The following is a 24447-nucleotide window of genomic DNA, read 5'->3' as shown; positions in this document are numbered from 1 at the left end:
TGGATCAGGCACTTAGTGATTCGGCCTGATTATTTATCCATCTGTATTATTAATCAGAATATCGAAAGCAGTAAGGCAACTGGCAGGCTCAAGGGCCACGTTAATCCGATAAGAGATGATGATAAGCACCTTACTGCTAAGCTCTGATCACGTGTTAGTGGAAAGATGATGAGGGTAGAGGCAATAGCCCCAATTCCGTAAATGCAGAGCAGGATAAATCCGGTATTCATGGGGCAATTTTCCTTTTGACCATGTCATTTACTCATTATCGCTGAAAGTACGTGTATTTTTGCAAGATAATTCAAATTATAGGGCTGCACTATTGTGGGTCTTCTCCAATATTTTAAAAGGGTATAGGATAATGACTTCTCTGAATTGGGGGATTGATGCTCAAGAAAATTCTAAACAGTAAGCTAGCAGGCTATATCGTGGGCGTTTTTATTGCGATTGGTTTTGGCGAAAGCTTCATCACTACTCACGAAGAAGCTGAGAAATTCGCTAAATAATTCAGGGGGACTGGAACTACAGGGTCTGCTGTTATCAAAGAGTTATCGGTCAGGCTGTTCCAGCCGTCTTATGTTGCGCATGAACGTATGATGCAACATATCCTTCTCGGTTTATATCCAGATAATCCGACCACCACTGCATCATCGCTTTACGGACATCGAGATATTCTGCTTTATGGGTGTAAGCCGCCCGCAGGCTGTTGCGTTCCTGATGACTCATCTGGCGTTCAACTGCATTCTATGACCACAGACCAGATTCTATCAGGGCACTACAGGCCATGGCATGGAATCCGTGGTCAATGGTCCTGATTCGGTTTGATATTTAAGATACCAGAAACGTGAACCACTTGGATTGACCAAAAGGTACAAACCGTGTGAATCGGAAACTTTTAAAGGTTTTCAGAAGGCTTGAGACTGCGGATTTTAGTGTCGTTCAGAGACATAGTGTGGTCACTCCATAATCGAACTGAAATGACCCCAAATCAGACCACCAGTCTTGCCCGATGCGGAGGGGGAAATGAAAATGCATCGGGAAGACTTTTCACACTAACTCGTTGAATCTAAATCTTATAAAGATTCGTGAAGATGCATGAAAACACAAATTTGGCTCCTCTGACTGGACTCGAACCAGTGACATACGGATTAACAGTCCGCCGTTCTACCGACTGAACTACAGAGGAATCGTGTGAACGAGGCGAATAATAGCGAGGGTGGTGACGTTTGTCAAAGTAGAAAAACACTAAAAATGTGCGTTTGCTGAGAGAATGAGCTTATTGGCTTGTTTTTCAGCAAACTTGTTTATTTTCCCGTGAGTTATCCCGCCAAATGAGGTTATTTTTAATAAGGCGGAGAGGTGAGTTTGTATTGGGGAAGGTGATTGGCTCGGTAGTGACCGAAAAGCGCACATTACACGCCGAGGTTATGTATTTAACCCCGCTAATCAGTAGGAAAGACACTTTTAGTAGTGTGTTTTAGTGACATAAGCAACATAAGTGGGACATGTGTAAAATATCCCCTAAATTCAATAGGGTAATAATTTCGGCGGCGGGTAGCCAGCATTGTCAGAGGAATTACATGAGCGCTGCAATTCCTCTGCGATTACCCGTGAAAATAGCAATTCGTTACAATGTCACTTTTATTAACTGGCTGTTTTTTAGCTGATTACCAGCATCATCAAAATAAACATAGTTCAAGGTTACTTCACCATTGAGTGAGGTAGGCTGCTGTTCAAAATGATATTGGCGCTCAGCAAAGGGTGTGACCATCATGTCCATCTCTTGTGCTATCAGAAAGCGTTGTTGTTGGTTTTCTAGCTGAACCTGACCAAAAGATACATGGTATGGTGTGGGGTTATGGGCAGTGAGAATGTATTCTTTGTTTTTCTTCTTAAGGGTAAAACTGACTTTTTTCATTGCCTCAGCCGGTTTCGGCGTTAGCCCATCAGGCCGGTAGAATATTTTCATTTGGGTATTCATCGCCATAGCAACCTGGGCTTGAGCATCGATGTTGCGCCGGGATTTAGGCGGAATTTCATACAGATTGAGCCAATAAACAGACTCTCGATCTGTCGGCAGATTGTCACCTTTATTGATAATGCGCAGCCCTTGAGCCGCTCCTGCCTGCATTTTAAAAACAGCAGGCAAGACAATGAAAGGCGCTTTGCTCTGATCGGGAGTGCTGTCCACATCGCCATCATCAATCCAGGTCTGCACCACGACCGGATAATCATTGGTATTAGCCAACATCAGGGTGCGCTCACGCGATTCAGGCTGATAAATCATGCGGGTTGAACCGGCCACTAAACCGGCCATGGTGTGTTGGCTGATGCTCAACATCAGTAAAAATAGGCAGAGGAGTCTCATTGTATCTTCACCAAAACGTAAGCGGTCGCATCGACTTTGCCAGCAGTAGGCGTGCCGTTAGGTAATTTTTTCAAGGTGGCGACAAAGTGATGTGAATAGTTATCATAACCAGCACCATTGCTGCCATTAGCGCTGGCACCCGTGAGTACCGGGTACCAACCCGCGTTGGTATTGGCATTGCAATTACTGACACATCCTCCCCAACCAACAAAATTCATTGCCGCACCGCTGCTGTCACTCAGGCTGATTCCCACGCCGGTGGCTATATTTTTGTCAGTACCATAGTGGTCTGATAAAAGATAACTCACGCCGCCGGCTGCGTTTACTAACCCGAGTCCTTGTGCTTTCAGATAACCGGGTAATGAAGTTTGGATGCCCAGCGCAGTTTGCCCACTATTAATGCCAGATTCCGTACCCGACTGGCATTCGATATCGACAGTGATATCCGCGCTGCGTGATTGATTATCATTAAGTTCGTTCACGGTGATAATAGGGAAAACCACATAAGGTGTGACGTTACGTACTACGCAGGTATTTTTGCGTGTCAGGACAGAGACCGGAGAGGTATTCATACCAAATGCCATATAGCGGCCACTTCCCCATGTTTGGTAATTGGTTGCTGAGTCATAGCCAGTTTCCGGTACTGGCATGCCAGGCCCTTTGAATACCACGTAACCGTTGGGTTGATTGCAGGAATAGCTACCCGAATAGTTATCAGCCGCAGGACCAGAACATCCCCAACTGGAAGGGCCGGGCGTGCGGTCTACAGAACCTACTTTTTTTAGCTCAGCACGAATTTGGCTGAAATGTTTACCCTTAATTTGAATTTTATTCCCGACTACGTCGTACTTTCTCAACGGGACCTGCTGCCAGATGCGGGTGAATTCGACGCCAGTATCAACATGAGTCAGTTTCAATGCGGTATAGGGGAAGAAAGTCTGAAAATAGTTATCACCCATATTGCTGTAGCCGCCGACATTACTGTCGCCATTAGTCGCAAAAACTTCAAATAAACTGTCTTTATCGGCCACATCACATTCATAGATAACCGCTTCTGGGTCTGACCAGAAACGGGCGGGTACCAAGCTGATAATGCTGGAGGCCAGGATTGAATCGACAGGCTGAATGTAATTACTGGTTATATTGATATTGCCTAATTGCAAGGACGCACCGTAGTTATCACCACCGATATTGGCGCCTTTCCAAACACATTGTGCATAACTGGGTAAGCTGATGCTCAGTAATGCGAGTGAAAAGAATAACCCCATATAGTGTGAGAATAGGGGCTTGTATCGGTATAACCTGGCGTAGTGAGTCGTTATAGGATTCATACTGTTTCTCTGATTCAATGCTGGGTAACGACACACAAGGCATCGAGTTTATATAACTGTTTATCGTTATTGGGCGTGCCTAAGTCGTAATTTAACTGGCAGCGTTCATCGGTAGCATCGCCCCATACTAAAATGAGTGTGCCTCGGGTTCCTTCAGCCCGAACATAAGCCTGGCTGGCCTGACCAACCATACCAACCTCGTTCTTTTGCTGCTGAGCACTGTTGTCGCTGTCGGCAGTCGTGCTGTATACCACGGTGCCCATAGGTAACTGACTACCATCAGCCAGCCGGACGGTAATGAGTACCGGGTAACCGCTGAGAGTGCGGAAAGTGACTTTCACTGCTGAGCCGGCAAAGGGGGCAACTTGCCGCTCACCATCCTGAAGCTCTGTATTGAAATCCATGCCATCAGGATTGAGCGTAATGGTGTTGTAGCGATACGGGGTGAGTGTTGGCACCAGTGCATAGCCAAATCTGTCAATACTTGAACCTTGGCCATACATCACTTTGGCACCACTGGCGCCTTTGGCCTCGATCAGGGCAAAAGTATCACTCAGATAAGGTCCCAGTGTGACACCGCCACTATGGAAGGCCACTGCCCCACGGGCGCTGGCTGAACCTTGCCAATAACCAGGGCTGCTGGACGCACTGCCGCTCAGACTAGTGACAGGAAGCCGTTTTTGTAAACTGCCACTAAAGGTGTTTTCTTTCGTTTGTTCACTGCGGGCAAAATCCATACTGTAACTGGAGGATTGGTCCTCGCCCATCACACCGGATAATGAGGTCTGATAGCTGGCGCCACTGAGCTTACTGTTGACAGCACCGGCGGAGATATACGGCGCATGCGCACTACCACCTAATGGGAATGAGACCGACATTTGCACCATAGTCTCGCTGATGCCAAGAATATTTGCACCATTAGCCGCTGGCATGCCGCTACCGGGGTCGACAAAGGAGGTTTCGTTGCTGCCGCCCCCGGTTTTTTGTCGTGAGACCGCAATATTGAAACTGGTATCGCGCCACAGAGTATTGGCATAGCCTAATTGCAACTGTGTATCCCGCTTGCGGTCATTGCGATAATCCTGTGAAGACGCGGTCAAATACAGAGAACCGTAGCTGTTAAAACTCTGATTCATCGATATTTCTGCCCGGCTGCGTTGCCGGTAAGTATCTGAATTCCAGACTTTGCCATTACGGGCTGCACGTACCCCCAAAACATCACTTAAATCGCGATAACCCTCGGTAGAATAGCGGTAACCCGCCACGGATAATGTGGTATTGGTAGCTTCGAACGTGCGGCTGAAGGAGGCTCGCGCCATCCAGCCCTGCTGCCGTTCATCACCATCACTGTTGTCATCCGCTAGCCTGGCATTCGAATAGGTAGCATCCAGCCCTAAGGCACCAATATAGTGGGTAAAGACTCCCCCCAGCATGATGGCCTGATAACCTGATGCCACGCGTAGCCCGGTATTGGCGGTAATGGCGTTACTGACCCCTCGTTGATAAGTCAGTTCACTGAACACTTCATTACTGCTCAGATCCCGCACTTGCCCAGCGGCGAAGCTATAGCGGGAATAACCGGGGCGCAACGACTCCGGCACGGAAGAGAATGGCACCTGAAAGGTGCTTACGCTGCCATCCGCTTCCTGAATTTCTACCGTCAGGTCACCGCCGAAATTGGTGGCTGATAAATCATTAAATTCAAACGGTCCTGGTGACACAGTGGTTTGGTAAATAGACCGATTGTTTTGATAAACCGTGACTTTGGCATTGGTTCTGGCAATCCCTCGCACAATAGGGGCATAGCCGCGTTGCGATTCAGGCAACATGCGGTCATCAGTGGCCAATGCGATGCCGTTAAAACCCAAGCTGGAGAAAAACTGACCAGCGCTGAACGTTTGGCCCAAGGTCACTTCACTGCCTATGGCGGGCAGCGCGCGTTGGCTGTATAGCCGGTTAGAGGTCCAGTCGGCTCCTCGGGTAGGGTCATAGCGCAATGAACCCTGTTGACGCAAGCGCCACATGCCAGCATTGATACCATTAGTTAGGCTGAGATAAGTTGAGTTGGTTGAACGCTTAATTCCATCTTTGTTATAGCCCACGTGATATTGGTTCAAGTTGTAATTGCTGAAACCAATGGTATCCCCCGAGGTTAAATTATGGGGGTCAACATAGCCACGCGGCACTTTTTTAACGAACAGCTGTGGTACCGACAAGTCGAAGCGCAACTTGGCGTAATCAAAGCGATAGTCACTGGCCGGCAAGGTGGTTTTAAAATCCAGACAGTCATCTTTTGGGTCGCTGTTCTTCAGCGCCTCCTCAGTGACGCCGGCTTGTTGCAGTAGTGCGACTGACAAACAGGGAATAACCGCATCATTTTTTGCAATAAATATCATTTCTATACGATCAACAAAATTGTTGTTCATATAGAGATCAACCTGATATTTGCCTTCTTGATAGGAGTCTTTTTTATTAAAGCGGGAGATGGAGCCTAAGCCGAGCGCTGAGCCGCGGACTAACGCATCCTCAAATACATATTCGTCTTGATTACTCTGCTCTGCTGCTGACACGAAATGGCTCGCCAGTAAACCGTGCGTTAGCAAATAGGATAACCAGGGAGCAAACCTCACTGGTTATCTCTATAACTGGGCACCGTCTGGATTATCATCACGGCTGGACTACAAATGATAATTCGTGGAAATGTTGGTGCCATAATCATTAACCACGTTCAGCGTCAGCACTTCGCCCTTTTTGGCCTTAACCCCAGCGGGTAAGGCTAAATCAGTGGTCGAATTGGGCGAGAACATCTCACTGGTGGCGAACGAAATCGTTTTCCCATCACTGACCAATTTGGCATCACGCAGGCTGATATAATAACCCGTCGGGTTACTTATCTTGATTTTATCACCGCTAGTGCCATCCAGAGTAACGCGTATCTTTTCACCTAATGTATCGACATTTTCTTTTAATGCCGCAGGGCGGTAAAAAACTTTCATTCGGTTATTAACGATCAAAACCAGTTTGTTTTCGGTCTGCTTATCTGCTTTTAACGCGGGGATCTGCAAGAAGTTAAGATAGAAAACTGATTCACGATCTTTGGGTAAATGGCGCTCAATATATGACAACCGTACCACTTGCCCACTTTGGGCTTCCATACGGAATATCTGTGGTGTCAGTGTGAAAGGGACATCACTTTTTGATGGCGAAGACTGGTTATTACCGTCGTCCATCCATAATTGGACTAAATTCGGATGGTCATCTTTGTTACTGAGCTGTATTACTTTTTCCCGCGTACCTTCGGGATAAATAATACGAGTACCGGTCATGACAACACTGGCTTGCGTCCATAAGGGTACGCCGCTGAGCAGCAGCAACGAGCAGGCGATCATTCTGTGGGCAATCAGTGTCATAGCAATTACTTATCCTTGATACTTCTGGTTTGTTTCGGCTTCGTTACCGATTGGCAACGTATTCATGATATGGCTTGGATCTCATGAATAGTCAGGGATAGGTGATCGCGTATTGTGCGGAAGCAATAACGCTCCCGGCGGTCGCACGACCTTCTTCCGTAATATATTGAGCCGCCAGATCCTGTGATGCTGAGGTTGCACCGGCGACCAAGGTGATCCCCGGTACTTCAACACTGCCACCAGACATGCGAATTGGGGCACCATTGGTATCAAGTAACTGAATAGCAACATTTTGAGCTGTACCCACATTGCCCAAATTACCCGCCGAAGTGACGTTCATCCCCTGAAAAACCGAACTGATCTTGGTGTCTTGAATGGCGATATTGCAGCCGGTTAGGTTAATCGTAAAATTGGTTTTACCTGCAACTGAATTAACTTGATTCAGGTTGCTGGTCGAAACTGTTGGTAACAAAACTACCGGGGTGTTAGCTGTGCCATTGATATCCACCATGCAAGTCTGTTCGGCTACCTCTCCCTGAAACTTGATAGTGTTATTTGAGGTTGCAGCTAACGCCATACCCGGCAGGGTAAGTAGCACCAACGTCATTAGAGTCTTTCCCATTTAATTCCTACTTAATTTTATAATTTATATTTCGTTGTACGGAGACCTCTAGCATTCATCACAATGAGCGATCATTAAGTTGAATAAAGTCAGCCGCGATTGAGCTGTGCTATTTGGTATCCGGGCCGAGGCTAGTGTAGGGGGAAATAGAGACAGATAAAATGAGAGGCGTCCTTGTTTTATATGTGAAATTTCCCACAAAAGGTGTAGGAACTTAGTCGATTAAAAAAAGTAAAAACTATAAATTATTTTAATTTCAATATCTTATGTTGTTTGTTTTAATTAAATATGAAATTGTGTTTTTGCTATCACGCAGGAATGATTACTTGATAAATAAAAAAGCCCACCAAGTATGTACTGGCGGGCTTTAGATGAAAGCACTCTTTAAATATTTATTTAATCGGGGGTATCGCTATCTATTTCGGCATATGAGGCAACCAGCTTAACTAATAACTGATTAGTCTCCGTTAACTGTTTCAGATAGTCTGCTCCAAGTGAAATGACTGCTGGCCTATCATGAGCGAGTAACAGGGATTCGAATCTGATACAACAATCTACCAGATCTTGCGCATCAATCAGTTGTACCGCGCCTTTGATCCGGTGCACCAACGTTGCCATTTCGTTATAAATATCGCTAGCATTCGTACTGCTATCATCCGTTATCAGATGGTCAAACAGTTTCGTTAGCGCGGCAGTATCCTGCACATTGCTTTCCAGCAACGATTGTAATAACTGCAACTCTACCTCAGCTCTGCCACCCGAGAGCGATTTCAATTTATCTTGTGCTGCGACAATAGGGGGCTGTTGCGTTTTTGGGGTCTCACTGTTGTCCGCGGCTGAGTTCCTATTTTCCTGATGGCTCATCTCCATCGCATTGGGACCATCGTCGCCGGTAGTGTGATGATAATTCGCCTCGACATCGTTACCGACAATCTGTTGATGGAGCAAAACAGTGCGTAAGGTGTCAATAGTCACCGGTTTAACCATGCAATCATTCATACCAGCATCAGAACAGCGAGTTACGCTCTCTTCCCGCGCATCTGCGGTACAGCCAATGATTATCATCTCCTTCATTGCCGGACTATTGCGGATATGGGCGGCAAGTTCATAGCCATTCATCAGCGGCATGTTGTAATCGGTGATGACGATATCAAAACTGTAATGTTGCAATATTTTCCAGGCTTCTGCGCCATTTTCTGCGCTCATCACCTGTTCGATGCCGATAAAGGCCAATTGCTGCTGAAGTAACTGGCGGTTGGCCGGAAGGTCATCCACCACCAGAACACGTAGATTTTTCAACTGGTCCAACTGCTTTTCATCGGCATGCAGAATAGTCGCATCTGGCGGTAAATCCTCAGCAGTGGCAATCTCCAGTGGTAAAGTAATAAACAAACTGGTGCCTTTGCCGAGCTGGCTTTCCAAGCTGATTTGCCCGCCCATTTTATGAATCAATTGATGGCAGATCCAAAGCCCTAGCCCTGAGCCGCCAAAACGGGGTGATTTACCTTCATTCGCCTGGCTAAAGGGTTGGAACAGCGTGGCCTGTGCCGCTGGAGAAATACCAATACCGGTATCGGTAATATCGATATTCATTACGCCATGCTTATCATCCGTCGGCTCCCAAGTCACATCCACCGAAACACTACCTTGTTCGGTAAATTTCAACGCGTTACCTAACAGATTACCCATCACTTGTCGCACTCTGAGCATATCTGCCATCAGCAGGTGAGGGATTTGGTCATCCAGCCAACCCGAGAATTGAAGCCCACGCTCATCGGCGATGGGTTGATAGATAGTCAGCATCCGTTCCATTTCCTGGCGGAAATCTACCACCGCAGGGTGAACACTCAGTTGGCCGGCTTCAATTTTGGCAGAGTCGATGATGTCATCAAGCAGTAACATCAACGATTGAGCTGATTTGGACACGGTAATCAGTGTATCTTTATCAACCGGCTGGGAGCTGCGGATCTCCAGCTCCAATAAGCCCATAATGGCGTACATTGGCGTTCGCAGTTCATGACTGATTGTGGCAAGGAACGTACTCTTGGTCCGGTTGGCGCTTTCGGCTTCGACACGGGCCGCTTCTAACTCACGCTCAACGGTTTTACGTTGGCTAATGTCCAGCCAGCCGCCCAGTAAACTGCGTTCGGCATTGTCCAGTGGAATAATCCATAGGAAGATATCCCGTAGCTCACCATTGATTTCAAGAGATAAATCCACCATTTGTGGTTTTCTGTCCTGTAATACATAACGACAGTATTTATCTATCTCGCGATCAAGCGGACTGGTCATCGGCCAGTTGGCTTGTTCAATATCCTGATTGAGCAAATCGTGAAGCTTATCTTGGTGAGCCGCAGCAAAGTGGCTGTTATAAACGGCTAACTCGGCATTGGTTGTACGAATAAAGACCGCAAAGGGCAATGCATTGATAATCGATTCTTGCTGTAGCAAACGGGCATGTAGCAACTTGGCCTGGCGGCGCTTATTGAACACCAGATAGCACAGGTATAGACCGAAGACCAACAATAGCCCTGAACTTATTTTCAACGCCATCATCAGCCATTCATTATCTGATGAGTCTTCATCAAAACTTATTGGCTTAGGCTTGAAGGTACTCCATTCACTAATTAAGTTGTCTAACTCTTCTGGTGGAATAGATTCAATTACTTTATCAATAATGGCTTTTAATTCGGGCAGGTCTGGGCGGATGGCAAATGCCATCATCAGCGGTTCTTCACCTGCAACCGCGACCGTTTTTATATTCGGGCTAAAATTCTGAGCTGACAGGTAGTTGGCGGTCATCATATTCTTAACGACAGCATCCACTTTACCTTGCTGCAACCAACGCACCAGTGTCATGGTATCCGGGGCTTGGACAAAGGTAATCTTTTGAGCTAACAGGGGGTTACCAATAATCCCGCCAGAAGCACTACCCGCTTGTATCCCCACGCGCTTTCCTGCTAGATCTGCCACATTGTTGATATCCAGGCGATCTTCGCGCGTCAATATTCCCCATAAGGATTGAGCTACTGGTGAGGAGTAAAGGTTGTTACCATACATACCGTTGCGAACGGCTACAATCGGCAGTAAATCGGTTTTACCGGCGATAAAATCACGCACCCCTTCACCGGTATCTTTGGTATAAACCGGTTCAAATTTAATCCCGGTTCGGCGCGCGATAATATCGATAAGATCGACTGAGAAACCGGCCATTTGTCCGGTTTGACGATCGCGGAATATCAGTGGTGCCAGATCAAGTGGGGCGACATAAGTCACCACCGGATGGTGCTGAATCCAGCTCACCTCTTGTTCGGTCAACAGTAACTTGGCATCAATATTGTAATGATGTTTGCTACCAAACCAGCGTTGCTGAATATCACCGGTCGCGCGGGTCGGTAATAATTCTAAAATCTGATTAATGTAGTCAATCAGCTTTTGATTACTTTCCCTCGCCAGGAATGTGTAAGGGGCAGGGTGATAAGGCGCAAAGTTACGAATTTGCAACGTCAGCAATTGTAACTGATCAATCAGATAGTTAGCTGTTGTGGCATTCGCGACAAAGACATCGGCATTACCATAGGCGACAGCCAACAACCCCTGCAATTGGTTGGGGTAGGCAACAATTTTATCGGCATGATAATTAAATAAAAACTCAGGGGAGAGTGGCTCGTTATTAACGATAGCCACCGTTTCTGGGTGGGTACGTTTGGTCGGGTCCCAATTTTTGCTGCGAACTTCGACATGCCGGTTGGTAAAGAAGGCATGGGAAGCTATCAGCCCCGGCTGAGGGGGCATAGGTGTCCCGGCCATTAAGTCAATCTGGCCATTTTCCAATGCATTCAAAACTAACCCGTAATCGCAATAACCGATCATCTGGAAAGATAATTGGCTGGCATCACTGATTATTTTCAGGTAATCCGCAACAATACCTTCAATGGCATTATCATCACGGTTAACGACAAAAGGAGTATTGGCATCCATGACCACCCCCACTTTCACCGTGCGCCGGCTTGATTGGCGAGTGTCAGTGGAAGGTGTCAGTAATAGGTCTTCACTGTAGCTATTAGCGATACTGTGTATCGTCAATGGCTGCCCAGTATCGCACCCCTGACGACCGGTCATCATTGCGGCATTAAGCTGCCCGCTAAGCAACAGCAAACAGTAAAGAAGAATTCGCAAAGATAACCTACTCGGTAAAGATAAGATTGCCCGTGGTAAACCTGAGCCGCCTGAATTATACCAAATTATGGGTATGCGCATAATCTGCCAGTTCAATTACGGAACTTAGCCCTAATTTGGTCAAGATGCGGGTTTTATAGGTACTGACAGTTTTGTTACTGATAAACATTTCGTCGGCAATCTGTTTATTTGACAAACCATTCACCAGATAACGTAAAACATTAATTTCTCGTTCTGACAACAACCGCGCCCGATTGACAGGATCATGGCTGGAAGGTTGCCCGGCTAATTGGGTCAACGTTTCAGAGGGGAAGAAAGAATACCCACGTAATACGTTCTGTGCAGCAAAAAGAATTTCGCTAATATCTTTATTTTTACTGATGAAACCGTTGGCACCGGCCTGTAATGCCCGTACCGCAAAAACTTGCTCATTCTTGGCGGACAAGAATAATGATTTGCCTGTAAATCCACGTTGCTGTAGTTTTTTCAACAATGAGAAACCATCGAAGTTAGGTAACTCAATATCGATAATAACCAGATCAACAGGGTTGTTTTTTAAAATCTCTAAGGCTTCACTGCCATCAACCGATTCGTAAATGGTTGAAAATTCGTTACTTTGTGATAGTAATGCACGAATGGCGACACGAATAGCCGGGTGGTCATCAACTATCATCACTGATTTTGTCATGTTCTCTCCGTAAATCGTTATATCTTGGGATTCGCAGAGTTAATTCACTGCTCCTCACTCGCACCGATCGACTCCAAATGATTACCCAAGACGAGATAAACAAGAACCACGCTGCCGATGCCCAAAGTACTATTTCGGTGATTCTAATCTCTAATTATAGATTATCAAGAAAAGATTCTTACTCATGTATAGCCGCTGAAGTCAACTCATCACCGCAACCTTATTCTGCCTAGTGAATTGATTATAAACGAATTAGGAATTTTTTTATTAAATTTAAAATAGATTATTCAGAAAAACAGAGAAGAAATAGTTAATTTATAATTCCAAATGTAAATATATACGACTTTTCAGAGTAGGGTGTAGGAAACTTCTATAATCTATTGTGTGGGTTATTCTAGTATGAATATCAGGGAGATAGGTCCTATCTGATAATGGTTTGCGGATGGTAACCTAATGCAATTAATGATAATACATTAACTATCGCAAAACTGCGGCGGAGCGTGAATCTACAGGATTAAAATAAAAAGCCCGCTTAGTTGCCTAAGCGGGCTTCTCTAATTTGGCTCCTCTGACTGGACTCGAACCAGTGACATACGGATTAACAGTCCGCCGTTCTACCGACTGAACTACAGAGGAATCGTGTGAACGGGGCGAATAATAGCGGGGTATGAGGAACATGTCAAAGGGGAAACAGTAAATTTGGATTGTTTGCTTACAGTTTGCGCAACTTATTGAGAATTTTGGCTTTTAGCTCAATCCTTGCGCAAAAAACGGCCGATTGTTTAACGAAAGAGCGAGCAACGTATTGTTACGCTGCTCGCCAACAAGTCTACTGGGGCGTATCAGCCAGAACAAACATGCCATAGGGATGGATTTGCAGATAATAACTGTCACCGGGGGCGGGTTGCAGTTGTGTGGCATTTACTTGCAATAGCAAAGATTGACCTTGCCAATCCACCAGTACCTCATATTGCGGCCCCATATAAGCCACTTTATTAATAGTACACCGCTGGCTTGGCTCACCTTGCTGACTTAGCGTGATAGCCTCTGGTCGTACACCTACGGTGGACTGTTGCCGTTGGGCGGCAAATCCCTGTGGTTTAGGAATGTGATAACCGAAGATTTCAACGCTACTGCTGTGAATAGTGGCTGGAAAGACGTTAGCGTCACCCATGAAACTGGCCATAAAATGCGAGGCGGGATGGCGATACAGTTCTTGTGGCGCACCAATTTGCATTATTTTACCTTTATTCATCACCAGCACGGTATCAGACACGGCAAAGGCTTCACTTTGGTCGTGGGTAACATACAGCGAGGTAATATTAAACTGCTGCTGCAATTCTCGAATTTTATCACGCATGCTGCGGCGCAAATTAGCATCCAGATTACTGAGCGGTTCATCAAAAAGCAGCACTTTAGGTTTGAGGATTAGTGCCCTTGCCAGCGCAACACGTTGCTGCTGCCCACCGGATATTTGATCCACGAAGCGATCGGCAAAGCCGTCTAAATCGACTAACGCTAAGGCTTCTTGTACACGATCTCTAATCTCATCTTTCGGCCGGCCCAGCATTTTCAGACCATAGCCAATGTTTTCGCCCAGTGACATGTGCGGGAACAAGGCATAGGACTGGAATACCATGCAGATATCCCGTTGCTGGATAGATCGGTCAGTCACATCTTCACCATCGATAAAGATTTGTCCACCGGACGGTTTTTCTAGCCCGGCAACCAGCCGTAATACCGTGGTTTTACCACAACCCGATGGCCCCAGCAGGGTGACCATTTCCCCTTTAGGGATAGCCAGATTGAGACTGTCAATCACGATATTGCTACCAAAACGCTTGGTGACGTGTTTTAGCTCGACGAAATGTTTCTTATCGCCAGTGACTGTCTTTTGCTCTGACAGATTATTTTGAGTAGATACTGTATTTATAGTAGACATAGCATTCAGCCTTATCAGTACGTCATTATTCAGCATTACTGGCTTTCGAGCGGGCAGTACGCGCTTCGCCAACCAGATAATCAAACAGGAAGATGATGGCGAGCATGACCACAATCAGAATCGAACCATAAGCGATGGCAATACCGTATTCGCCATCTTCCACCCGGTTAAGGATGTAAGAGGTGGCGACCCGTGTATCAGGTGTTACCAGGAAGACGATGGCACTGACGGTAGTCATGGCGCGCACAAAACTGTAAATCAGCGCCGATAGAATCGCCGGGCGTAGCAACGGCAGTAGAATATAAATCACCGTACGCAGCGAACCCGCCCGCAGACTAAGTGATGCCTCATCCAATGATTTATCCAGTTGTCCCAGCCCGGCAATCCCCGCGCGTATCCCTACCGGCACATTACGCATCACCATAGAGATAATAACGATGGCGGCAGTACCGGTCAGGTACACCGGGGCACTGTTAAAGGCCAGAATATAGGACACCCCCGCGACCGTACCCGGTACCGCGAAGCACAACATGGTGCTGAATTCGATGGTTTTTTTACCACGGAACTGTTGGCGCACCACGATATAGGCAATCAGCAGACCAAAGGCGGCGGTGATAGGGGCAGCAATACCCGCATAGAGCAGCGTATCGAGCAGAGAAGGCCATGCGCCGTCACTGAAACCTTGACCAAATAGCTGATTAAAGTTATTCAGCGTCAGGGTGTAATCGACCCCCCAGTTGACGGTGAAACTGCCGTAGAAAATGCTGCCATACAGTAAGACGTTAAAGGCAATCCACACATACAGCATGGCGGTGGTGCCCCACACCAGTGATACCGGTAATGGCTGGACATCGCCCCGAGAAGACTTACCAGAAATGGTGACGTAAGAGCGTTTACCTATCCACATATACTGAATGCAGAAGATAAACAGTGAAAACATCAGCAAGATAACCCCCAGCGTGGAGGCTGCTGGATAGTCAAGTTGTGCACCAGTGATATAGAAGTAGATTTGGGTAGCCAGCACGTCAAAGTTACCACCCAACACTAATGGGTTACTGAAATCAGCCAGTGATTGCACAATGACGATTAGGAATGAGTTGGCCAATGCCGGTTTTAGCAAGGGTAAAAACACCTGCATAAAGGTCTGCCAACGGCTGGCCCGCAAGGTATAAGAGGCTTCCTCCAGCGACGGGTGGATAGTTTTGATTGCGCCATCGAGGATCATAAATGACATCGGCGTAAAGGCTAAAACTTGTGCCAGCCAGATGCCGGTGAAGCCATATAACCAGTTGGTATTGGTCAGTCCGAACCAAGTGACCATCAACTCTGTCACATAGCCGGAGCGGCCCATCATCAAGGTTACACCCAGCCCGACGACAAAGGGTGGGGTAACAATAGGCAGAATTGAGAAGATGCGCCCCAGCAAAGCGGAGCGTTTGGCAATACGCGTGGTATAGATAGCCAGCACCATACCGAAAAAGGTACAACCTATGCCAACCGCCACCGACAGCAGGAACGAATTCCAGATAACTTGCAGGATATGCGCTTGACCGAGGATTGCCATAAACTGCCACGGTGCAAAAGCGCCACTCTCATCGGTAAAGATCGGGATAAAAATGGCAATACTGGGGAACAGAATAAAAACGGTGATCAGGGCAATGATAGTCACCAGTGATCCGAGTACAAAACGGTCACCACCCAGCCATTCAAGGCGCGCCAGCGCCAGAGTAATGATTGCCCCCAGAGCGATAAACAGCCCGATAGTGGCAAATCCTAACCCGCGCCCGAGCCAGGCTGAGCTTACCACCACCAGCAGTGCGCAGAATAAGGCATAGCCTGCATCAAACAGATGGCGGTAGCGATGTTCGCGACCAACGGGTGACAATGGCCTGAAAAGCAGCAGTAACGGCAGGCCAAACCACAGCGTACTGATATTAAGGCCAGACCAACCATAAGAGGCCAGTAGCTCCGAACGACTGGCCTCAAGCAGGCCGTAATCCAGGCTAAACGCGGGCAATAGGGCAAAAGCAGCCACGGCGAAAGCCAGCCAATAGAAAATAGCATCCCGTGTCTGCGGGAGCCGCAGAGCATGTGCATGTGTCATGGTGTTCCCCAGATACCCTTTGTCCCTGGCGTTACAGCAATGTTCGCTTACCTTGCGAACCGGCATAAATGCTATGCAAACCGGTCCCCGACCGATCTGTTATTCATTTGCTGCCTTGCTGCAACGCCAATGACTCGGTTATAGAAATAAATTATTTATATGAGTAGGAGTCCTTTGTGGGCTTTTATTGGCCCATCTTGACGTCGTTGACCCACTTGGTGATCAGCTTCTTACGCATTTCTGTGGCACCATAAGTGTCCATGTCGTAGTTAATCAGCTTCAGATCATCCAACTTGAGCGAGTTAGGTGAGGTTGCCGCCGTGGTATTGGTCAGAATCTGGTAGGACTGGCCCTTCTGCCATGCCAGTTCTTGTGCCTCTTTTGACAACACCCAATCAACAAATAACTTGGCATTATCCAGATTACGAGCGCCCTTTAGGATACTGACTCCGCCGATTTCATAGCCGGAACCCTCACATGGCGAGATCAATTTCAACGGTGCACCTTTCTCTTTTTCCAGCGAGTAGTCGTGCAGGAAGCCAATACCAATTGTGGTTTCGCCACGGGCAGCATTCCGGGCCGGGGCAATACCGGATTTGGTGTATTGCGACACGTTGGCATTCAGTTTTTTCAGGTAATCGAAGGCGGCATCTTCACCCCATAATTGTGAAAAAGTTGCCAACGCGGTGTAGGCGGTACCGGAGCTTTGTGGATCAGCAATCTGAATTTCACCTTTGTAAACTGGGTTGGTCAGGTCTTTCCAACATTTTGGCTCTGGCAGACCTTTTTCTTTCAAGCGGTCGGTATTCACGCCCATGCCTAAAATGCCGATGTAAACCGCTGAAGAGTAGTTACCTTTGCGTTTGGCCGGATCACGGAACTGCGGCATTATTTGCGCCAGATTAGGTGACTGGTAAGGATAGAGCAGGTCCATTTCACCCGCTTGAGATTGTGGATCCAGAGTGCCGCCATACCAAACATCGGCCTGCGGGTTCTTTTTCTCAGCATCCACTTTGGCCAGCGTGCTGCCGGAACCATTACGAATAAAGCTGGTTTTTACATCGTATTTTGCCCCAAAGGCTTTGGCTTCTTCTTCACACATCGCATTGGTGGCACTGCAATAAATCACCAGACGGCCTTCGGCTTTGGCGACAGTAGTCAAGGCGCTCAGGGCGAGGCCGGCGGCAATCAGAACTGAGAGTGGTGCGAGTTTCATAACATTATCCTTTTATCCCTTTTTGTCGCCGATACGGGGTGACAGGTCGGGCTGATGTTGTAGGGTAGAGGTCGTGCTGACTTCACGTAAGGTACTGTTTTATTTTCTTTTTTAGGTGCTACTCACCTGCGTTCCATTGCGGGCTAAAGATTATCTTTATCTTGTGGGGCGAATCTCTTTTGCGCGGGTTCCAACCCCGACAAATTCATACCGGTCATTAATAGCGGCATTAATAGCAACCCAACCCCGGCTGATGCCAACGTCAGTAAGGCAAAAAAGCCTTGCCAGCCATAATGTTGCAATACTTGCGCCAGTGGCCATCCCGCGAGTGCTGCACCGAGGTAGGCAAATAATCCGAGAAATCCAGTGACCGTACCGGCGGCGTCTTTATGGGTATATTCCGTTGCCGCCAATCCAATGAGCATTTGCGGCCCGAAAACAAAAAAACCGATACTGAAAAATGTCACTGACAGCAGCGGATAGTTATGTACCGGTGCCAACCACAGCGCGGTCATAGTCAGAAATAACCCCAGCGCGAATAACAAAATCATCGGTGCCCGTTGACCACGAAATAACAGATCTGATCCCCAGCCAGCAAACAGCGCGCCAAATAATCCACCTAACTCAAATAACGACAACGTGGCATTGGCACTGAGCAAATTGACCCCATGGCTCTCCGCCAGCCAGATATTGCCCCAGTCGTTGAGAGCAATGCGGATCAAATAGACCAGCACATAAGAGACCCCCAGCAACCAGATGGTGCGATTACCTAAAATGGCATCACGTAAAATACGCCCCATCGGCATCGGCGGGCTTTGTTGCTCCTGCCATTGATCCTGTGGATCGCGCCGCCATTGGCCGATAGTCGGCAAACCTTGCTGTTGCGGCTTATCGCACAACTGCCAGCACAGCCAAATCCCTAATACGATGCCTATCGCACCCGGTACCAGTAGTGCGGCTTGCCAGCCATAGTGCGAAGCCAGAAAGGCAGACAGCAGAGGCACTGCCGCCCCCCCGATGCTGATAGAGGTATTCCAGCATCCCCACCAGCTACCGCGTTCACTGCGTGAATACCATGTGCTGAGCAATTTGGCGCATGGCGGCCAGCCCCATCCCTGAAAGAAGCCATTCAAGGTCCACACAATTAACAGTGCGGGTAGGGTGTGGCATAGGGTGAACACCACATTCAGCACCCCGGTCATCATCAGGCCGATGCCCATAATCCAGCGGGCTTGAGTCCGGTCGCTGACGATACCGGAGACAAATTTAGAACCGCCGTAAGCCAGGTAAAACAGGGTGCCGAGTAAGCCGATATCCCCTTTGTCCAACCCCAGTTCCAGTTGCATCACTGGCATCGCGTAATTGACACTTTTACGCGTTAAATAAAAGGCGGCGTAACCCATCACCATGGCGGCCATCAGGCGCGGCCGCCAATAGCGATAACGCGCATTCACCTGTTCCGGCGTCAAAGGCTCGGGGGGTAAAGTCTTCGACGACGTGTACGATGCAGGCATGGATTCCTCCAGTAAGTGAGTTGAGTGTAGGGAAGGTGAAAGTGAAAGAGATGAGACAAGGTTTTAGGCGGCTAGGAATAATGCTTATTTATGAAGACTTTTGATTCAATTTTGTGGGCAGGTTCACAGTGTCATTACTGCGGACGTGAGTGGGTAGATTGACCACCACCCGGGTACCTAGCCGGCGTTGCAGTAACCAGTCTCCCCCCAGTGCGCGCACCCGTTCTTCAATGCCACGCAGGCCAAAACCACCTCCAGGCGGTTGTACCGGAATACCCATGCCATCATCGCGCACGTCCAGCGTGATGATATTGTTACCGATGCGCAGGCTGACGTGAATATTGTGTGCCTTGGCATGCTTATTAATATTGTTCAATAACTCCTGCACCAATCGATACAGGGTGAATATCACTGCATCTTCACCAGGGTCGGGTGGCAGCGCATAATCCAGTTGGAAGTTGATACCTTGCTCGGCAAAAGCAAATTCTTCAGCCAGATGGTGCAGTGCTTGATCCAGCGGCATTTCATCCAGAACTGGCGGACGTAACTGGCGTAACAGTTGGCGCGTGGTTTGATGAATACGTTGCGACAGGGTGCTTATCTGATTTGCTGCGGATTGCGCTGCCGCGGAGGGGGCGCTGCGGTTGACTAACATCGCCTGGATTTGAATTGCAGTGATATTCTGACCAATCTCATCATGCAACTCGCGTGCAATCTCTTTGCGCACATCCTCCTCGGTATGCACCAACCGCTCCATTAGTTTGCGGCGAGTTTGTAATTCTTGTTCTAACTGATTGCGGTAACGGTGCAGATGTTGTGTCAGTTGCTGCTGACGGCTGATAGCGATACCCAGCGTCATCCCCAGCAGGGCTTGGGTCGAGAGGAACAGCTCCAGTTCCGCCAGGTCATGAAACGCGCCACTGGCCTGACGGGTGACTGTTATCATCAGGCTGCCTAATACCGCAGCCAATACCCCCCCTTGCCAACCGAATTTGTAAGCCATAAACACATTGGGCAGAAAAACAAAAATCAGCAACAGGCGCTCCATATTCGGCGTAATAGCAACCTGTATACACACGCCAATGGCAAAAATAAGCGAGCACCAAATCAGTAGCGAGGTACGCAGCGGCGGATCGGGCATCTGTTGGGAAAACAGGTTACGGATGTGCTGCTGCTTTAAATATTCATAGATAAGATAGGTAAAGGGGACTAGCAAAATACCGCCGGTAAAGGTGGCAAGCAGGGTCTGCGTTAACGATAAAGGTAGCCAAAAACCCAGTACGAAGCCGTGCAGTAAGCTGTTGCCCGTCACCGCCGTGAGTAAAAGTAACAGCCGTTGCCAATAAAGGGTGTAGTGATGCCAGAAACGTTGACTCAGCCAGGCGGGCAATAAACTCAGCGCCGATGAAAGCACAATTAAGGCCGTAACTTGTAACTTTTCGCTATACAACCACCACAACATCCCAGATTCGGCCAGCAGCAGTACCGGCCAATAACGGCGAGGTAGCAGAATCATTAAGGCCAGCCGTAGCCCTTGCGGCAGCAGTAAAACGGCGTGTAAACCGTCATTACTGAGATAAAAACTGATGGTCCACAGGGCGAGCCAACTCAGAGAATAGAAGATGGTCAGAAACAGCGATAGCCCCACCGACCGTAGCTGCAACATACTTAGTTACCTGCCAACAACTGATGCTGTAGGGCAAAATGCACTAGTTCGACAGTGGTTTCACAGTTGAGTTTGCCCAGAATATTGGCTCGATGGACGTGGACGGTTTTGTGGCTGAGTGACAATTGCTCGGCAATGGATTTAACACTGATTCCATTGATTAACAATTGGAAAACCTCTTTCTCGCGTGGCGTTAATATTGCCAGTTGTGGCGGATGTTGTGGTATATAACGCAGTGCTCGCAGTGCGTCGGCACACAGATAGAGGCCGCCGCCATTGACCGTCCGCAGCGCCTGAACCAATTCATCCGGCCCACAGCGTTTAGTCAGATAGCCGCTGGCACCCGCATCCATCGCACTTTGCACAAAGGCGGTGGTGTCATAAATACTCAGAATAATTGCGCGAAAATGAGGCATGGTTTGACGCAGACGTTTGAGCAGACTTAGCCCGCTTTCATCCGGCATCGAAATATCCATAACGGTAACATGCACATCGATATTCGGTAGTTCGGCCCACGCCTGCGCTGCCGAACCATATTCACCAATAATGCGAATATCTTTTTCCAGCGAGAGCAGTTGGGCAAACCCAGAGCGGACGACAATATGGTCATCTATCAATGCAACATTAATCATGATTTTTCTGTATTACGGAACCTAGCCTGCATGATGCTCATCAATCTTTGTTGTAGCAATAATTGTTATCAAAAATGTTAGAGGCTTAACAGATGCAGGAAAAATCTGATTATTAACTAGGCAATTATTATCTGAGAAATGAAGCGCTCCACGTGATTGACGGTGGAACGCCTTTGCTGTCGAGTGGAGAGCCGTGCCAACTACGCTGATTTTTTACTGCGATAAATCCGCTGTGGCCGACCCACCTTGCCATAAATAATTTCTGCCTGTAGGGCCTGATTAGTGGCACAGAACTCCAGATAACGGCGTGCCGTAGTACGGCTTAATCCCAGAACCTGGGCGACAGTTTCTGCGGTGTACTCCGCCGTGTTATCACTGAATAGGGTTTGGATTTTGTCCAATGTCATCTGGTCTATGCCTAATGGTAGCGTCACTTTCTGTTCACCACGGGCATAGGTATTATACATTTCATCGATCTGGCGCTGATTAACCTTGGTACCATCTTGTAATACCTGATGGCGGTGGCTGTAACGGGCTAATGACTGCTCCAACCGCTCATAGGCTACCGGTTTAATCAGGTAATCAAAAACCCCATAACGGATTGCTTCAGATACCGTCTCACTATCGCTGGCAGCAGTGACGAAAATAATGCCACCAGAGAAACCCTGTAAGGTCATCTCACGCAGTAATTCCAGGCCACTACCATCGGGCAGATAGTTATCCAGCAAAATCAAATCAGGCTTGAAACGCGTCACCATGCTGCGGGCTTGTTGCAAGTTACCCGCGAGCCAAACTTCGTGGCAATAGCTGCTTTGTTTGATAAATTCTGCATGCATCTCTGCCAGCGGTGTTTCGTCTTCTACCACTAAAATATTAAGCCATTCCATGGGATCTCCTCATCTTTGAGATCAACGCGTCTTCGGAATAAAGACCGTAAATAAGGTGCCGCGCGGCGGATTTTCTTCTATCGTAATGGTGCCGCCACTTTGCTGAACATAGGTGGCTACCAGGTACAGGCCGATCCCGTGTTCGTCTGAATTTTTAGAGCTGATACCGCGTTCGAATAAGCTATCTTGCAGTTGTGGATCGATACCGCAACCGTGGTCGGCAACCTCCAAAATCAAGTTATCCCCTTCATCAGAGAGGTAAATCTCAACCTGTTTATCGCATTCCGGGTTCTTCAAGCTAGCCTCAAAAGCGTTATCCAGTAAATTCCCCATGATGGCAGCCAATTCGTTCTCCCCGATGGTGGGCGGCAGTATGCCCAACTGGCAACCGGGAATAAAGTTCAAGCTCAGCCCTAACTCCTTGGCCCGGTGGTATTTACCGAAGAGTAAAGCGGCAATTTGCCGGTTACTGAACGCGGTACGTAACATATCAATCAGAGCCTGATGGGATGAAGACTCGGTTTTTACCATCTCAAGCGCCCGATCAAACTCTTTCATCTGCAATAACCCACTGATGGTTGACATCCAGTTCAAGTGTTCATGGCGTACCGTGCGCAGATTCTCGACATATTGCTTAATCTGGCTCAGTTGGACGCTAAGAGTATGAATATCATCCTGGCTACGAAAGCTCACCACCCAGCCTTGAAACACCCCCTCTTCAGACCAAATACCCGCCCGATTGGCGATAGTATTCAAGCCATTAAAGGTACATAGCTCATCCTGACGGTTATCGCCGGTTTGATCGAGGAAGAAATGGTCAGGTGAGACCACTTCACTGACGTTGCAACCTATTAACTGTTGTGGTGTGGCGGAGATGTGCAGCATTTTACGCGCATTTTGATTGATTGCAGTGATCCTTCCCTCAGGATCAACCGCCAGCAGCCCTTCAAATACGGCACCAAACAAGGCTTCTTGTTGGCGCAATACCCGCGCTATCTCTTTCGGCTCCATTCCCATCATTTGTCGGCGGATGTGGTGTGCAAACAGCCATGACAGCAATAGCAATACAATCAGCACCATGATAAACGAGTGAGTGAGTGGCAGCAGATAAATGAGTCGCCAGTGGTCAATCTTGCTGATGAGGTAGCCCAGAGAAACGACCCCGATGATTTGTCCGTGTTCGTCACGGATCGGGGTTTTGGCCCGCATCGCTTCCCCCATCGAGCCTTTACCGAAAATGATATAACTTTCACCTCGTTCCAGCGCACCGGGTTTCGTCCATTGCATCGGATAACCAATCATTTGCGGATTAGGGTGATACAGACGAATCGACTGAGTATCGCCAATCACCAGATAATCAAGATCTGAGGTATCACCTAACCGCCCCACAATTTGTGCTAACTGAGCTTTATCGCGGCGTTTTACTGCATCCACCACCGAATCCATCGCGGCGATAATCTTGGCCTGATTCATCGCGGTTTTACTGACCTGATCCAGTAAATATTGTTCAAAACTGTGGCTCAGAAAACGATCAAGTGTACCAACCAAAATGATCGAGACGGTTAATAGCAGCAAAAATATACGCAGCGGGAAGGCAATATTCTTCAAGCGACTCCATTTCAGGCCGTGCCATTTTAATTTGCGTAATGGGGAAGAACCTGAAGAGGAACTGGGCATGCTACTCACCTTAATTAACATATGGACCATTAGCACAGGCATTAACATAAGTGAATTTAAGCAATAATTAAATAGCTAAGAGAAATAAAAAATAATATTAATAATTAAAGAAATTAAAACCATTAAATAACTTATATTTACTCTCTTATATGTGAAATAGGTCAATTAACCACGCTATTTTTATGTTTAGCATGTGGTCGTAAATTAATTG

At 47.7% G+C, this 24447-nt stretch carries 16 protein-coding genes, 2 tRNA genes and 1 pseudogene; all 19 read right to left on the bottom strand.

Translation table 11 applies throughout. The features are described from left to right. Positions 1-53 precede the first annotated feature (53 nt). The 19 genes and pseudogenes from V2A84_RS10575 to dpiB all read right to left on the bottom strand — a co-directional run bounded on the left by V2A84_RS10575 (position 54) and on the right by dpiB (position 24257). On the bottom strand, positions 54-230 hold the full coding sequence (locus V2A84_RS10575; RefSeq protein ID WP_083159229.1) for a GhoT/OrtT family toxin: 177 nt from the start codon (positions 228-230) through the stop codon (positions 54-56). Positions 231-555: 325 nt separating this feature from the next. Beyond that, a pseudogene (locus V2A84_RS10570) lies at positions 556-801 on the bottom strand (integrase); the annotation flags it as partial. A 309-nt stretch (positions 802-1110) separates the two neighbouring features. Continuing rightward, positions 1111-1186: transfer RNA gene (locus V2A84_RS10565), tRNA-Asn, on the bottom strand. A gap of 441 nt (positions 1187-1627) precedes the next feature. After that, positions 1628-2368, bottom strand: a complete 741-nt coding sequence (locus V2A84_RS10560; RefSeq protein ID WP_083159227.1) for a fimbrial biogenesis chaperone — start codon at positions 2366-2368, stop codon at positions 1628-1630. Further along, the gene (locus tag V2A84_RS10555) at positions 2365-3699 is read right to left on the bottom strand and encodes a fimbrial protein (protein WP_372558553.1); all 1335 of its coding nucleotides are present in this window, start codon (positions 3697-3699) and stop codon (positions 2365-2367) included. Before V2A84_RS10555 ends, V2A84_RS10560 begins: the two co-directional genes overlap by 4 nt. 14 nt (positions 3700-3713) lie before the next feature. Beyond that, positions 3714-6329 carry a fimbria/pilus outer membrane usher protein gene (locus V2A84_RS10550; RefSeq protein ID WP_442848805.1) on the bottom strand — a complete coding sequence of 872 codons (2616 nt, stop codon included), beginning with the start codon at positions 6327-6329 and terminating at the stop codon, positions 3714-3716. A gap of 48 nt (positions 6330-6377) precedes the next feature. Next, positions 6378-7109 carry a fimbrial biogenesis chaperone gene (locus tag V2A84_RS10545; protein WP_083159225.1) on the bottom strand — a complete coding sequence of 244 codons (732 nt, stop codon included), beginning with the start codon at positions 7107-7109 and terminating at the stop codon, positions 6378-6380. A gap of 91 nt (positions 7110-7200) precedes the next feature. Continuing rightward, positions 7201-7731, bottom strand: a complete 531-nt coding sequence (locus V2A84_RS10540; RefSeq protein ID WP_083159224.1) for a fimbrial protein — start codon at positions 7729-7731, stop codon at positions 7201-7203. A 396-nt stretch (positions 7732-8127) separates the two neighbouring features. Next, a complete protein-coding gene (locus V2A84_RS10535) occupies positions 8128-11886 on the bottom strand; it encodes an ATP-binding protein (RefSeq protein WP_193784825.1) in 3759 nt (1252 codons plus the stop codon). A gap of 79 nt (positions 11887-11965) precedes the next feature. Continuing rightward, on the bottom strand, positions 11966-12598 hold the full coding sequence (locus tag V2A84_RS10530; RefSeq protein WP_004705218.1) for a response regulator: 633 nt from the start codon (positions 12596-12598) through the stop codon (positions 11966-11968). Between the two features lie 560 nt (positions 12599-13158). Further along, a tRNA-Asn gene (locus tag V2A84_RS10525) sits at positions 13159-13234 on the bottom strand. A gap of 193 nt (positions 13235-13427) precedes the next feature. Beyond that, a complete protein-coding gene (gene fbpC, locus V2A84_RS10520) occupies positions 13428-14540 on the bottom strand; it encodes a ferric ABC transporter ATP-binding protein (RefSeq protein WP_227746542.1) in 1113 nt (370 codons plus the stop codon). A 25-nt stretch (positions 14541-14565) separates the two neighbouring features. Continuing rightward, the gene (locus tag V2A84_RS10515) at positions 14566-16644 is read right to left on the bottom strand and encodes an ABC transporter permease (RefSeq protein WP_083159222.1); all 2079 of its coding nucleotides are present in this window, start codon (positions 16642-16644) and stop codon (positions 14566-14568) included. A 184-nt stretch (positions 16645-16828) separates the two neighbouring features. Continuing rightward, positions 16829-17860, bottom strand: a complete 1032-nt coding sequence (locus V2A84_RS10510; RefSeq protein WP_083159221.1) for an ABC transporter substrate-binding protein — start codon at positions 17858-17860, stop codon at positions 16829-16831. Positions 17861-18003: 143 nt separating this feature from the next. Continuing rightward, on the bottom strand, positions 18004-19374 hold the full coding sequence (uhpC, locus tag V2A84_RS10505) for an MFS transporter family glucose-6-phosphate receptor UhpC (RefSeq protein ID WP_083159220.1): 1371 nt from the start codon (positions 19372-19374) through the stop codon (positions 18004-18006). A gap of 88 nt (positions 19375-19462) precedes the next feature. Continuing rightward, positions 19463-21040: an MASE1 domain-containing sensor histidine kinase gene (locus tag V2A84_RS10500; protein WP_083159219.1), complete on the bottom strand. Its 1578-nt coding sequence runs from the start codon at positions 21038-21040 to the stop codon at positions 19463-19465. 2 nt (positions 21041-21042) lie between these two features. After that, positions 21043-21672, bottom strand: coding sequence for a response regulator (locus V2A84_RS10495; protein ID WP_083159218.1), 630 nt, complete (start codon positions 21670-21672; stop codon positions 21043-21045). A gap of 200 nt (positions 21673-21872) precedes the next feature. After that, positions 21873-22559, bottom strand: coding sequence for a two-component response regulator DpiA (dpiA, locus tag V2A84_RS10490; RefSeq protein WP_083159217.1), 687 nt, complete (start codon positions 22557-22559; stop codon positions 21873-21875). A 21-nt stretch (positions 22560-22580) separates the two neighbouring features. Further along, a complete protein-coding gene (gene dpiB / locus V2A84_RS10485; protein ID WP_372558563.1) occupies positions 22581-24257 on the bottom strand; it encodes a sensor histidine kinase DpiB in 1677 nt (558 codons plus the stop codon). Between the last annotated feature and the right edge of the window lie 190 nt (positions 24258-24447).

This window comes from Yersinia sp. 2553 StPb PI (genome assembly GCF_052217105.1).
Taxonomy (GTDB): Bacteria; Pseudomonadota; Gammaproteobacteria; order Enterobacterales; family Enterobacteriaceae; genus Yersinia; species Yersinia enterocolitica_E.
The sequence above is the reverse complement of the archived record's forward strand: the minus strand, read 5'-3'. Positions and strand labels throughout refer to the sequence as shown.

Bases quoted from the DNA above. Each gene is read 5' to 3' on its own strand.
- V2A84_RS10575 (WP_083159229.1), bottom strand. From the start codon at position 230: ATGAATACCGGATTTATCCTGCTCTGCATTTACGGAATTGGGGCTATT.
- V2A84_RS10560 (WP_083159227.1), bottom strand. From the start codon at position 2,368: ATGAGACTCCTCTGCCTATTTTTACTGATGTTGAGCATCAGCCAACAC.
- V2A84_RS10555 (WP_372558553.1), bottom strand. From the start codon at position 3,699: ATGAATCCTATAACGACTCACTACGCCAGGTTATACCGATACAAGCCC.
- V2A84_RS10545 (WP_083159225.1), bottom strand. From the start codon at position 7,109: ATGACACTGATTGCCCACAGAATGATCGCCTGCTCGTTGCTGCTGCTC.
- V2A84_RS10540 (WP_083159224.1), bottom strand. From the start codon at position 7,731: ATGGGAAAGACTCTAATGACGTTGGTGCTACTTACCCTGCCGGGTATG.
- V2A84_RS10530 (WP_004705218.1), bottom strand. From the start codon at position 12,598: ATGACAAAATCAGTGATGATAGTTGATGACCACCCGGCTATTCGTGTC.
- fbpC (WP_227746542.1), bottom strand. From the start codon at position 14,540: ATGTCTACTATAAATACAGTATCTACTCAAAATAATCTGTCAGAGCAA.
- V2A84_RS10515 (WP_083159222.1), bottom strand. From the start codon at position 16,644: ATGACACATGCACATGCTCTGCGGCTCCCGCAGACACGGGATGCTATT.
- V2A84_RS10510 (WP_083159221.1), bottom strand. From the start codon at position 17,860: ATGAAACTCGCACCACTCTCAGTTCTGATTGCCGCCGGCCTCGCCCTG.
- uhpC (WP_083159220.1), bottom strand. From the start codon at position 19,374: ATGCCTGCATCGTACACGTCGTCGAAGACTTTACCCCCCGAGCCTTTG.
- V2A84_RS10500 (WP_083159219.1), bottom strand. From the start codon at position 21,040: ATGTTGCAGCTACGGTCGGTGGGGCTATCGCTGTTTCTGACCATCTTC.
- V2A84_RS10495 (WP_083159218.1), bottom strand. From the start codon at position 21,672: ATGATTAATGTTGCATTGATAGATGACCATATTGTCGTCCGCTCTGGG.
- dpiA (WP_083159217.1), bottom strand. From the start codon at position 22,559: ATGGAATGGCTTAATATTTTAGTGGTAGAAGACGAAACACCGCTGGCA.
- dpiB (WP_372558563.1), bottom strand. From the start codon at position 24,257: ATGTTAATTAAGGTGAGTAGCATGCCCAGTTCCTCTTCAGGTTCTTCC.